This is a genomic window from Floccifex sp. (assembly GCF_051873555.1).
Lineage (GTDB): Bacteria > Bacillota_I > Bacilli_A > Erysipelotrichales > Erysipelotrichaceae > Floccifex.
Genome location: NZ_JBJEEY010000054.1, coordinates 1 through 13,227, shown reverse-complemented (window position 1 = coordinate 13,227; position 13,227 = coordinate 1). Strand labels below are relative to the sequence as shown.

Below are 13,227 nucleotides of genomic sequence, written 5' to 3'. Positions count from 1 at the left end.
TCATGATTTTAAAGGTCGACTTTGACCTCATCTAGTTTTAAATATTCTTTTTAAAATGCACTTTTTAGATTTTTTTTAGTTTTTCTGACCAAATGTAATAAATCGACGTTTTATTGTAAAAAACAACATCATCGTATGTGTAAAAATTTGATAAAATAATTCAAGACCACTTGGTCGGGGTTGATTATGAATTATTATGTTTTATTTGTGCAAACACAGAACCAGGATGTCCTTGTTTCTTTATTAAGAAAAGAAGGCATGGAAGCGTTTAGTTTTAAATATGAATATTATCGAAGAGATATAGATGGTATTTCATTAAAAGCTTTATTTCCAGGTTATGTATTTGTGAGAAGTAATAAAAACCAGGTTGATTTTTTTACTGCTATTCGAAAAATGGAAGTAAAAAAAGGATTTATTAAGGAACTTCGGTATAAAGATGTTCCTGCTTTGACAAAAGAAGAAATCGTAGTGCTTGAGCGGTTGCTGGATAAACAAGGTATCTTGAGAATGTCTTATGGGCATTTAGAGAATAAGCGATTAACCATTGATTCTGGACCTTTAATGGGTTTTGAAGACTATATTGTGAAAGTGGATCGTCACAATCATATGGTGTGGTTAAATTTATATTTTCTGGATCATCAGCAATGGGTTTCAGGTGTTATGGTAAGACATGAAACGAATTAGAGAAGAGAATGGTTTACCGCCTTCTTTTATTTGTGGTCGATAATATATGGATGGCTCTTTTCCTGAGTAGGGAAAAGAGTATTTTTATTATGACAAAAATGTTGTACTTTTGTATATTTTGGCTTAAATAATGTAATATTTGTGAATTGTGTATGAAAGGGAGAAAACAGAATTAAAAGTTCTGTTGTATTCAGTATTATGAAAGACTTATTAAAAAATATAGGAATATATTTTTGTATAGGAATGATTATTGTTGCTGGTATTTTTATTTTTAAATTAAGTAATTTGGGTATTCTTCCTTTGAAAATAATTATACCTTTTTCATTATGTATTATTTTTATTGTTTTGGTTTTAATTGTTTTATGGTTAAAAGCTAGAAAGAGGGTCGCAAAAGTAGTTGCAGCAATTTTATCGATTGTATTAATTTTCAGTTCTTGTTTTGCGATGAAATATATCGATGAAACAGTGGATTCCATTATGAAGATTTCAAGCAATGATACTAAAACGAAAAAAGTGATTAGTATCTATGCTTTAAAGATGAGTGCTGTTAAAGAAGAAAAGGATTTAGAGAATCGGGTAATAGGAATCTTACAAAACAACAATCGAGAGAATGTAGATATTTGTTTAAATAAATTAAACAAAAATATCGAAATCAAAGAATATACGTCTTCTATAGAACTTGTCAAAGATTTCAAAGGCCAGGCCATTGATTGTATCTGCATTGATCAAATGTATGTATCAACCATTGAAGAATACGAAGACTTTGAAAACTTTGAAGACGATATAAGAGAAGTATATTCATATACGTACTATGTAGAAAAGACAAATGATGTAAATGATGTAGACGTAGTCAATGAACCATTTAGTATTTTGATCAGTGGAATTGATACAAGAACCGAAGGCTTTGATGACAGTGATTCAAGAAGTGATGTCAACTTAGTAGTAACTGTCAATCCAAAAACCAAACAAATCTTTATGTTGTCCATTCCTAGAGACTTTTATGTGACTACGGTTTGTGATGCGTCAGATGGCTGTGCAAACGGTCAAAAAGATAAGTTAACACATACTGGATGGCATGGTATTTCTACAACAGAGAAAACTATAGAAAATCTATTAGGAATGGAAATCAACTACAATGTAAGAGTCAATTTCAAGACCGTTAAAACATTGGTAGATTTATTAGATGGAATAGACATCTACTCTTCACAGACTATAAACAACGTGGGTAACGGAAATACAAGTTGTACGGTTTATGAAGGGAATAACCATTTAAATGGAGAATGTGCTTTAGGCTATGCACGTGAGAGATATGCCTACAGCGATGGAGATCGACAGCGTGGTAAGAATCAGATGCAGGTTATGACCGCTATTATTAAAAAAATGGTATCACCTGCACTGTTAAATAATTTCTCACAGATTATGAATACGATGTCCGATTTAATCCAAACCAATATGGATATGAATCAGGTGTTTGCACTGGTGAAGGATCAATTGTCCAATGGAGGCTCCTGGTCCATTTATCAATATAGTCTAAATGGAAGTGGGGGAACGGATTTTGCGTATGAACTGGGTGACTATGCCTATGTCATGTATCCAGATGAAACAACTGTGAACAATGCCAAAGCGGATATCTTATCCATTATGAATGGAGAAAGTCCTCCATATGTGAATTCACAAGATAGTACACAACAATAGAGAAGAGAATGAGGGAATTTGAGTGTCGAAGATTAGTTGGATGGAATTGATAAGTGAAATATTCATAACTTTATTTTTGTTATGGTTTTTTCAATTCAATGTCTATATAAGAAAGTATTTATTTGCGTATGTGGTTGTACAGTATATGATGGGTCGCTACAAGAAAAATTCGGTATTAATATGGGATGAAATCAATTTGTTGATCAAATCCCATATTTTATATTTATTATTCTGTTTTGTGATTGCACCACACAATATGTATACAGTATCTTATTTAGTTCGATTAGTATTAATGACCGTTGTATCGTTTGTATTGGTTGTTGTATGTTCTCGAACAATTCGTATTGTATTCAGGGATCGTTTAAAAGAGAAAATTTTAGTGTTTGGGATTGGAGAAAATGCTAAAGAAATTGATCGTGTTGTAAGGGGAAATAGATTTTCTTTAATGGAAGTAATGGCTTTTGTGAACTGTAATGAAAGTGAAAGAATTGCTCATAAACAGGTTCCATTAATTGATGAATCCAAAATGATTGATTTAAAAGATGTAAAAAAATATTTAGAAAATAATCCAATTGATTCGTGTATTTTTAGTATTCAGGGTTTATCTAAAAAAGAAATGGATTATTTAATGTCTTTGATTGATGACAAGGTCATGAATATAAAGTACGTACCAAGAATTGAAGGTATTTTTACTTTTAATTCCAAGCCACAGAATTTTGATGGATTAGTTTTGATCAATACATCGACAGGAGACACCCAGTTAATGGATGTCTTTTTTAAAAGGTGCATGGATATCTGTGCTGGCTTAGTGGGTTGTTTATTCTTGATTCCATTAACAGTAATTGTAAAGATTTTAAATTTATTATGCCATGATACAGGTCCTGTATTTTTTAAACAAGATCGTATTGGCTTAGATGGAAAAGCTTTCAAGATGTATAAATATCGTTCCATGGTTGTGGGAGCTGAAAAAAAATTAGAAGAATTAATGGAAAAGGATCCAATGATTCGAGAAGAATATTTAACTAATAAAAAGTTAGAAAACGATCCAAGAGTCACTAAAGCAGGGAATTTTTTAAGAAAATCAAGTTTAGATGAATTTCCACAGTTTATCAATGTATTAAAAGGGGATATGTCTTTAATTGGTCCTAGACCTTATTTATTTCGAGAAATACCGGACATGAAAGAATACTACAAAACAGTAATCAAATCCAAACCCGGTATTACTGGAATGTGGCAGACACATGGACGAAGTGAAGTATGTTTTGAGGATCGTTTAGAATTAGATGAATATTATTATCGAAACTGGAATCTGGATTTAGATATTCAGTTATTAATTCGTACAGTTAAAACAGTTTTTATGAAGATGGGAGCCAAATAGGAAGAGAGATTATGAACATTGGTATTATTTCCAGTGATCGGTTTGTGGTCAAACAAATTGAAAGAGAACTGGATTCAGTTGTAAAGAAGTATATTATTCAAAAATATGGAACATTCAATAGTTATATGAATCATCGTAGAAACTTTGAAATGGATTGTTTATTTATTGATGTGGATTTAGAAGGCTGGTTAGAAAATTCAAGAGAAATTGCCACTGATTTTAAAAATGTTAAGATTATTTTTGTGGGTAGTAATTTAGAAGATTCTTATAAAGTATATGAAGTAGAACATATTGCCTTTGTGTATAAAGATCGATTGGATTATTTAGACAATGCGATTCGTTCTTTTTTATGGGCATATAAATACAATGATGAAGACTATGTACGATATAGTTGGAAAAATACAATTTATGTACAAAAAGCTAGAGATATTATTTATTTTGAAAGAGATAAAAGAAAAACTATTATTCATTTAGTAGATGGAACTGAAAGAATTACGTATAAACATGTAGATGATTTCATGGAGGAATTAGATGATTCATTTATTAGAGTACATAATTCTTTTTTATTGAATTCAAGATACTTTAAATCCTATACAAGAGAAAAAGTAAAAATGATTAATGATGCATTAATTCCAATCTCTAGAAAATACTCAAAAGACTTTAGAAATAGATTTCTAGACTGTCTATAAATTTAAACAAGGGAATAAGAATTAGTATTAGATACATAAAGAAGGGAAACCTTCTTTTTTAAGTTTAAGGGATTATATATGGAAATTAAAATTCATTCAAAAGAATCAACTCGAATGAATATTGAAGGAACTATTGTACTTAAACAATTAAGAAGCAACAAAAGAATTGAATACTTAGAAAATAAATATTTTAGCGATAAGATTCAGACTGAATTAGTTGGTTATGAAACTGATTAAATTTTAGAAGTAAAAAGAGAAGGAGAATGATTGATGCAACATGTGTTTTTAGTTGGTGCTAAATCACTAGGTGCCTATGGTGGTTATGAAACTTTTATTGATAAATTAACAGAATATCATCAAAATAATCTAGATATTAAATACCATGTTGCTACAAAAGCAAATGGTCAGGGTGCTTCTGTTCCAAACGGTGTAAAAGTAATAGATGGTAGGTATACATACCATAATGCAGATTGCTTCCAAATAAAAATTCCTGAAAAATTAGGACCAGCTCAAGCTATTTATTATGACTGTGCTGCATTAGCTAAATCCATTGAAATTATTAAACAACAAAAGATCCAACATCCGATTGTCTATATAATGACATGTCGAATTGGACCTTTTTTTAGTTACTATAAAAAGAAAGTAAAAAAATTGGGTGGAAAGTTTTATTTAAATCCTGATGGACATGAATGGAAAAGAGCTAAATGGAGTAAACCAGTAAGAAGTTATTGGAAATTTAGTGAGAAAGTAATGGTCAAAGGCAGTGACTTAATTGTTTGTGACAGTAAGAATATTGAGAAATATATTCAGCAGGAATATGGAGTAAAGAATACTACTTTTATTGCGTATGGAGCTGAGACAAAACCTAGTCAATGCAGTGAAGAAAAATTTGAGAATTGGTTAAAAGAAAAAGGATTAAAAAGAAATGAGTATTATTTAATTGTTGGACGTTTTGTTCCTGAGAATAACTATGAAACGATGATCAAAGAATATATGAAATCTCATACAAAAAAAGACTTCGCGATTATTACAAATACAAATCCTCAACTTCAGAAAGAATTAGAAGATAAATTAGGATTTAAAAATGATAAAAGAATCAAGTTTGTTGGAACAGTATATGATCAGGAACTCTTAAAAAAAATAAGAGAAGAAGCATATGGTTATTTCCACGGTCATGAAGTTGGAGGAACAAATCCAAGCTTACTAGAAGCACTTGGCTCTACTAAATTAAATCTATTATTAGATGTTGGATTCAATAGAGAAGTAGCTGAAGACAGTGCACTTTATTGGACAAAAGAAGATGGAAACCTTGCACAGTTGATTGATAACTGTGAAAAAATGGATAGAGAAGAACTTGGTAAAAAAGCTAAAGAAAGAATAAAGGCTGCATATAGCTGGGAATACATATCAGACAGATATGCGGAGATATATAGGTGAATTAGCATGAGAATATTACATTATTCCTTAGGCTTTCCACCCTATCGTAGTGGAGGGTTAACAAAATTTTGTGTTGATTTGATGGCTGAACAATCCAAAGAGGGACATACAGTCGCTATGCTTTGGCCAGGACAGATAGGAATTATTAACAAGAAAACAGTGATCAAAAATCAAGGAGAGGTATCATTAGGAAATCAAAGCATACTTAGTTTTGAAATTATTAATCCTTTACCGGTTTCATTTGATGAGGGGATTGCAAATATTTATGCATTTACCGTTGATACGGATAAGAGACCTTATGATATGTTATTGAATACCTTTAAGCCAAATATTATACATATACATACGTTGATGGGATTGCATAAGTCCTTTTTAATGGCAGCAAAAGAAAGAAATATCCGATTAGTTTTGTCTGTACATGATTTTTTCCCGATATGTCCTAAAGTGACAATGTTTCGACACGAATCAGTATGTAATAGTGTACAAACATGTGAAGGCTGTGGAGTCTGTAATACGACGGCATTAAGTCTAAAAAAAATAGAAATCCTGCAATCACCTTTGTATAGGAAGATGAAGGAATCAATGTTGGTAAAAAGACTTAGAAAACAACATAGGGATAATTATTTGAATGAATCAACGGCTAATGATTTTGCTCATCCTGTGGGAACAGCAAAAGATTATAAGAGATTACGTAATTATTATGGATCATTGATTAAGCTTATGGATGTGATTCACTACAATAGTACATTAACAAAGCAAATATATGAAAGTGTTTTTGAATCCCCTAACAGTAATATTATCAATATTACTCATGCTGATATTAAAAATCATCGCTCCATAAAATGTTTTTCAGATGACTTGATCCGTATTCGGTACTTAGGCCCAATGGGACGGGCAAAAGGCTTTTTTCTCCTCAAGGAAGCACTTGATAAATTAAGCAGTAATCAACAAAATTTCTGTTTAGATGTACATTTTACTCCACCTGAGAAGTCACCTTATATAAAAGTACATGAACGCTATACATATCAAGATTTGAAGAAAATATTTCAAGAAACAGATGTTTTGGTTTGTCCAAGTATCTTGTACGAAACCTTTGGTTTTACGGTCCTAGAAGCATTAAGTTATGGTGTTCCTGTGATAATCAGCAATAATGTTGGAGCTAAAGACATATTAGTTAGTGGTGCGGGAATTGTTGTTGATGATATTACTCCTGATAAATTGTGTGATACGTTTCAAAATTTAACAGCTAAAGAATTAACAAAAATGAACAAAACAATAGTTGAGAAGCAGAATATTATGCAGGTTGAAGAAATGGCTGAACAAATTGAGAAAATTTGCTACAAAAGGTAATAAAGAGGAGATGGATATGATTATCATGGATAAGTTGTTGGAGATTGCAGGTAAGAAAAATTTCAAGATTGATTCTTCAATAGGAATGGGATATCTCCTTCGTCAATGTTGGAAATATGGACACATGATAATTTGAAGCAGATTATTTTCGCATGGATATAAAAAACAAAAAGTGTTTTTGTTGGTAAAAAAAGTAAATATTGTTGAGAAAAAAGACTTTCAATAGGAAGAAAACCAAAATTCAAAATGGAGTTTATGTTGATTATCTTTCAAAAGATGGTGTATTAATTGGAAATTTTTCAATAATAGGAAGGAATTCCCTAATTGAATGCACAAGTGGACTTCAACATCTTGGTAGAGGATTGAAAATTGCTAATAGAACAACTATTTGAAACGACTGTATTTTTATGTGTAGGTGGAAATGAACTGGATAATGGAATCGTTATGGCGGTAAATATTTTTGTGACGAATAAATTCCTTAATAATGTTGTTATTGCTGTTGTTGTAGCTCTAGGAAAGGTGTTTTTAATCCCTAAAATTATTTGTATTTTAGACAATTTATTCCGGTGTAAAGCTCTTATCAAAATAAAGTAAATGTTAGGAAGGAAACACTAAATGATAAAAGGGTTAATTAGTATTATCGTACCGATTTATAAAGTTGAAAATACTCTTGATCGTTGCGTTAAAAGTATCATGAATCAAACATATCATGATTTAGAGATTATTCTTGTTAATGATGGAAGTCCAGATAAATGTCCAATAATGTGTAACAAATATGCAGAAAAAGACAAAAGGATAAAAGTTATTCATAAAAATAATGGGGGATTATCTGAAGCAAGAAATTTTGGACTTAATGCAGCAAACGGTGAATTCGTGATGTATGTGGATTCGGATGACTATATTGAAATTGATGCATGTAAACGTCTTTTACAAGGTATGCAATTTGACGTTGATTTTGTTGTAGGGGCCATTAAAGAAATACGAGAAGACAGAATATTATATCAAAAACATACAAATATAATTCCAAACAAGGTGTATAGTTCAAGAGACTTTGTTATCCGTTCTATAGAGAAAAATGAGTGGTATGCACCAGCAGTATTAAATTTATACAGAAGAGACTTTTTACTGAAGAATCAATTATTCTTTAAAGTAGGGTATTATTTTGAGGATATGGAAATGCTTCTAAGATTATTTTTGGCATCAAATAGAGTATTATATGTCGATTATCCATTTTATAATTATGTTATAAGAAGCAACTCAATTATGACTTCAAATAATTCAGATAAAAAAGTAAAAATGATTATAGACATTTATAAAGAATGGTATCAAATTATATCGAATATAAAGGATAAAGAATATCAAAAATATTTATATGGTGTTTTGACAAAATATTATATTTCTGCTTCGCGTAGATTTAAAATTTGTGGTTGGAAAATAGAAGAAATAAATTTTATGTTTTCTTGGAAATATGCGCTTAATATGAAAGAAAGATTAAAAGTAGTTTTGTTTAATTATTTTCCAAAATTATATTTAAAAATTTAGTTTTTTATAGATAATAAAGGAGATGCTTTTTGAAAAAATATATATCAAGTGAGAATTTATTTTATTTTGCATGGATTTTGATGGTAATGCATTTTTGTGTAGCAAATTCAAATTTATATTCTTATAACATTTCAATAATATCTTATATATCGATAATAATATTCGGACTAGCAATAATAATGCAAAAAAGTATAAATTGGTTTGATATTTTATTAGTTGTATTGTTTTGTAGCTATGGAATTTTTGCGTATCTATCATCGAAAGATATGCGAGTTTTTTGGTTTGCAATTGTATTGTGTGCTAGTAAAGAAATAGATTTTGATAAGGCCGTTAAATATAGTTTTAATGTAACTGTAATATGTTGTCTGTTTTTTTTAGGGTTCTATATTTTGGGATTATCTGAGGAAACGATTATGATTAATTCAAGAGGAGTAAGGCATAGTTTGGGATTAGGACATCCTAATATGTGTTCTGCTTATTATATGATGCTCATGAATCTATACATGTATTTAAAATCAGGTTCTATTAACATAAAAAAAATTATTTTATTCACTTTTGGTAGTATTATTATTTTTCTGATTACAAAAAGTATTACAGGATTATTTACTTCAATTTTTTCTCTAGTCATTGTAACAATTTATAAATATTGTTCAGCAAAAAAAATGTTTTTATGGATAATAGTATTAGCGTTAATATGTGGTATTGTTTTCTTTACATTAATTCCAATTATTTATAATAATCATTTTGAAATTTTAGATAAATTGATGACGGGAAGATTAAGTCAAGCTCATTTTTTTTATGAAGAATATGGGATTAATCTGTTAGGAAATGATTTTGATATAATATTAACATCAAAGAATACCACATATATTTTAGATATAGGATACAGTAAAATGTTATTCAATAATGGATTAATCTATTATATGACTGTGATTTTAGGATATGTTTTTACACTTTTTCGAGCAATTGAAGATGAACGTTTTGATATTATAATCTTAATAGCTTTTTTTATTGTTTATATGTTTACAGAAAATGTTTCCACATATATTTTTATGAATGTATCAATGTTACTTTTTACTTGTTATTTATTTGATCGAAAATCATGTGAAAAATGGAGATTAAAATTATATGAAAGATTTAAAAATTCAAAACAATGATATTCCTAAAGTGATACATTATTGTTGGTTTGGTAATAATCCATTACCAGAATTAGCAAGAAAATGTATTGACTCGTGGAAGAAGTTTTGTCCAAAATATGAAATCAAAGAATGGAATGAAACTAACTTTGATGTGAATATATGTGAATACACAAGAGGTGCTTATAATGAAAAAAAATGGGCATTTGTTTCAGATTATGCAAGATTTTGGATTATTTATAATTTTGGTGGAATATATATGGATACCGATGTAGAATTAATCGCATCAATTGATGATTTAATTGAGACTGGTGCTTACATGGGATGTGAACCTAAACTGGAGAGTGATTGTTACGATAATCAATTTGATAAATACAATTATTTAATTAATCCTGGATTAGGAATTGCTGCACCTGCTCACCATCCATTTTATGAAGAGATGTTGAATATATATAATAAAAGTAGTTTTTATAATGTATCAGGAGAAGTCGATTTGTCAACTGTTGTATACAAATCGACTTTATTATTAGAAAAATATGGATATAAAGAAAATTTAAATGAGAAAATATTGGGAATCACAATTTATCCGTCAGATTATTTCTGCCCTAAAAATTATATGACAGGTAACCTAATAATCACAAAAAATACTCGGTCAATCCATCACTACTCTGCTAGTTGGCATAGCAAAATAGAGAAGAAACAGTTTCAGACTTTGCAAATATTAATATCAAAATTTGGAAATAATAAAGGTCAAAAGTTATGGAAAATATATACTCTACCATATAGATTAAAAAATAAAGTAAAAAAATTAGGGATATTAGGAACAATTCTTTTTGGATTAAACACTATTAATAAAAAGTTTAGGAGGAAAACTGCATGACAATTAATAGATTGCTAACAATTTTTACTCCAACTTTTAATAGAGGATACATTTTACCAAAATTGTACGAGTCTCTTTGCAATCAAGAAAAAGATGACTTCAGATTTGAATGGCTTATAATTGATGATGATTCTGATGATAATACAGCTCAATTAGTAGAAAATTGGAAAAAAGAAAATCAAAATTTTGATATTAGATATGAGAAACAAATTCACGGTGGGAAGCATCGTGCAATGAATCTTGCATTTGATTTAGCAGAAGGTACTTTTTTATTCATAGTAGACAGTGATGATACATTAACTTTTGATGCTATTAAATCAGTAGATAAATGGTTGCTAACAATTATTAATGATAAATCATTTGCAGGAGTTTCAGGGTTAAGAGTATCTACTAACGGTAAAATTTGGGGAGGAAGTGTTAAGTTTTCGGATGAATATGTTGATGCCACTAATTTTGAAAGAGATAAATTTGGTTTGATAGGAGACAAAGCAGAAATTTATAGAACTGATATTTTAAAAAAATTCAAATTTCCAGAAATTCCAGGAGAATATTTTATAACTGAGGATTATTGCTGGATGCAAATTGCTGCGGCAGGATATAAGTTAAGATGGTTTAATCATCCAATATATGTATGTGAATATTTAGATGACGGATTAACGAAAAAAGGTGCTAATAGTTATATGGGACATATTAGTAATTATACTGGATATTGTTTATACATAAAAAAATGTTTAGAATTAAAACCATTTACTACTAAAATGCAGCATTTGCGTGAATTTAATAAGACTATGAGATTGTTAAATGTTAATTATAAAAATAGATGTAAGGAAATTAATATTTCGTTTTTTAGATATTTGTTTTTGACTGTATTTGGAATCCCGTTATCGTTTGCAATCAGAAAGGTAAAGAAATGAGATGATTTATGCTCCAGTATTAATTACGACTTTAAATAGATATGAATGCTTTAAAAGATGCATGATATCATTGCAGAAAAATAGTTTTGCAGATAAAACTGAAATATTTATTTCAGTAGATTATCCTTTGGAAAAAAAATATGTAGAAGGTTATCATAAAATTAAAAGGTACTTGGAAGAGGGTATAGAGGGTTTTAAGAATGTATATGTTTTTTTTCAAAGTGAGAATTTAGGAGCAATTAAAAATTTTGAGTGGATAAAAGAAAAAGTGAGTAAAGAATATAAATATGATCGCTATATATTTTTGGAAGATGATAATGAATTAGCACCATGCTTTTTAGAATTTTGTGATAAAGGATTATTTTTATTTGAACAAGATGAAAGTATATATGCAATAAATGCAACAGATTATGTTTGGTGTGGAAATGGCTATTTTCCTCCTATAAGAAAAACAGAAGAGAATAATGTTGAAAAAAGACAATTGATATTTCATGCATCGGCATATTGGGTAAAAAAAGATGAAAACATAAAATGTTTTTGCAGAAATGTAGAAGAAAAAGAAGGTTTTTTAAAATTTTCAGATTTGATTAAAATATATAAAAAAAGTCATTGTTTTTTTTATCAATATTTAGCGATGGTTTGCTTTCAAAAAAAACGATTACCGTGGTATGAAGGTCATTTAATTCCTATAGATTTTATGATAGACATATATTTAATTTTACATGACAAGTTTGTAATTTCATCCATTGAACCTTTGCAAAGAGACCTGGGTGTTGATGGTAATGGGGTTAATTATAATACTCCATTTAAAAATGCTGATAGTTTGAAGCAACGACAGTTAAAATCTGATTCTACGTTTTGTTTTAAAAATGAGACTATAGTTGAAGTTAACGATAATGAGTTAAAGTTGCATGATAAGTATATGGAGTTATCATTTATTGATAGAATAAAAATATTAATAAAGTGTTTATTAAGTTATATTAAAAGGAAAGATAACTAAAAGATAACTATATAAAAAGGTAATATATGAATAAAAAATCAGTTTTATCAAATTTCTTATGGCGTTTTGCTGAACGTTGTGGAGCACAAATTGTAACATTTATTGTTTCCATAATTTTGGCACGATTACTGATGCCAGAAGATTATGGTACGGTTGCACTTGTTACTGTTTTTACAACAATTATGCAGGTATTTGTAGACAGTGGATTAAGTACAGCATTAATACAGAAAAAAGATGCAGATGACTTAGATTTTTCATCTGTTTTTTATTTTAACTTTATTATTTGTATAATCCTGTATTTGATCATGTTTTTAGCTGCACCATATATAGCTTCTTTTTATAAGATCCCTATCTTAACATCAGTTGTAAGGGTAATAAGCTTAACTATCGTTATTTCAGGGCTAAAAGGAGTACAACAGGCATATGTATCACGTAATATGTTATTCAAACGTTTTTTCTATGCAACTTTGGGAGGAACGATTTTTTCTGCATTTTTAGGAATAGTTATGGCATATGCAGGAC

At 29.2% G+C, this 13,227-nt stretch carries 13 protein-coding genes; all 13 read left to right on the top strand.

The features are described 5' to 3' along the window. Window positions 1–186: 186 nt before the first annotated feature. Window positions 187–684 carry a transcription termination/antitermination NusG family protein gene (locus ACI32A_RS03165; RefSeq protein WP_439753574.1) on the top strand — a complete coding sequence of 166 codons (498 nt, stop codon included), beginning with the start codon at window positions 187–189 and terminating at the stop codon, window positions 682–684. A 198-nt stretch (window positions 685–882) separates the two neighbouring features. Next, the gene (locus tag ACI32A_RS03160; protein ID WP_439753573.1) at window positions 883–2,379 is read left to right on the top strand and encodes an LCP family glycopolymer transferase; all 1,497 of its coding nucleotides are present in this window, start codon (window positions 883–885) and stop codon (window positions 2,377–2,379) included. A 40-nt stretch (window positions 2,380–2,419) separates the two neighbouring features. Further along, the gene (locus ACI32A_RS03155) at window positions 2,420–3,757 is read left to right on the top strand and encodes an exopolysaccharide biosynthesis polyprenyl glycosylphosphotransferase (protein ID WP_439753575.1); all 1,338 of its coding nucleotides are present in this window, start codon (window positions 2,420–2,422) and stop codon (window positions 3,755–3,757) included. An 11-nt stretch (window positions 3,758–3,768) separates the two neighbouring features. Further along, window positions 3,769–4,446, top strand: coding sequence for a LytR/AlgR family response regulator transcription factor (locus tag ACI32A_RS03150; RefSeq protein ID WP_439753572.1), 678 nt, complete (start codon window positions 3,769–3,771; stop codon window positions 4,444–4,446). 78 nt (window positions 4,447–4,524) lie between these two features. Next, entirely contained in the window at window positions 4,525–4,683 is a 159-nt protein-coding gene (locus ACI32A_RS03145; protein ID WP_439753571.1) for a hypothetical protein, read from the top strand. A 33-nt stretch (window positions 4,684–4,716) separates the two neighbouring features. After that, window positions 4,717–5,883, top strand: a complete 1,167-nt coding sequence (gene cps2T / locus ACI32A_RS03140) for a beta 1-4 rhamnosyltransferase Cps2T (protein ID WP_439753570.1) — start codon at window positions 4,717–4,719, stop codon at window positions 5,881–5,883. A gap of 6 nt (window positions 5,884–5,889) precedes the next feature. Beyond that, window positions 5,890–7,233, top strand: a complete 1,344-nt coding sequence (locus ACI32A_RS03135) for a glycosyltransferase (RefSeq protein WP_439753569.1) — start codon at window positions 5,890–5,892, stop codon at window positions 7,231–7,233. A 615-nt stretch (window positions 7,234–7,848) separates the two neighbouring features. Continuing rightward, the gene (locus ACI32A_RS03130; RefSeq protein ID WP_439753568.1) at window positions 7,849–8,775 is read left to right on the top strand and encodes a glycosyltransferase family 2 protein; all 927 of its coding nucleotides are present in this window, start codon (window positions 7,849–7,851) and stop codon (window positions 8,773–8,775) included. A 29-nt stretch (window positions 8,776–8,804) separates the two neighbouring features. Continuing rightward, on the top strand, window positions 8,805–9,932 hold the full coding sequence (locus ACI32A_RS03125) for a hypothetical protein (RefSeq protein WP_439753567.1): 1,128 nt from the start codon (window positions 8,805–8,807) through the stop codon (window positions 9,930–9,932). Next, complete coding sequence (locus ACI32A_RS03120; RefSeq protein ID WP_439753566.1) at window positions 9,904–10,791, top strand: glycosyltransferase family 32 protein; 888 nt, start codon at window positions 9,904–9,906, stop codon at window positions 10,789–10,791. Before ACI32A_RS03125 ends, ACI32A_RS03120 begins: the two co-directional genes overlap by 29 nt. Then, window positions 10,788–11,705, top strand: coding sequence for a glycosyltransferase family 2 protein (locus tag ACI32A_RS03115; RefSeq protein WP_439753565.1), 918 nt, complete (start codon window positions 10,788–10,790; stop codon window positions 11,703–11,705). Before ACI32A_RS03120 ends, ACI32A_RS03115 begins: the two co-directional genes overlap by 4 nt. Window position 11,706: 1 nt before the next feature. Continuing rightward, on the top strand, window positions 11,707–12,705 hold the full coding sequence (locus ACI32A_RS03110) for a hypothetical protein (protein WP_439753564.1): 999 nt from the start codon (window positions 11,707–11,709) through the stop codon (window positions 12,703–12,705). Window positions 12,706–12,731: 26 nt separating this feature from the next. Further along, on the top strand, window positions 12,732–13,227 hold a 496-nt coding region (locus ACI32A_RS03105), incomplete at its 3' end, for an oligosaccharide flippase family protein (RefSeq protein ID WP_439753563.1).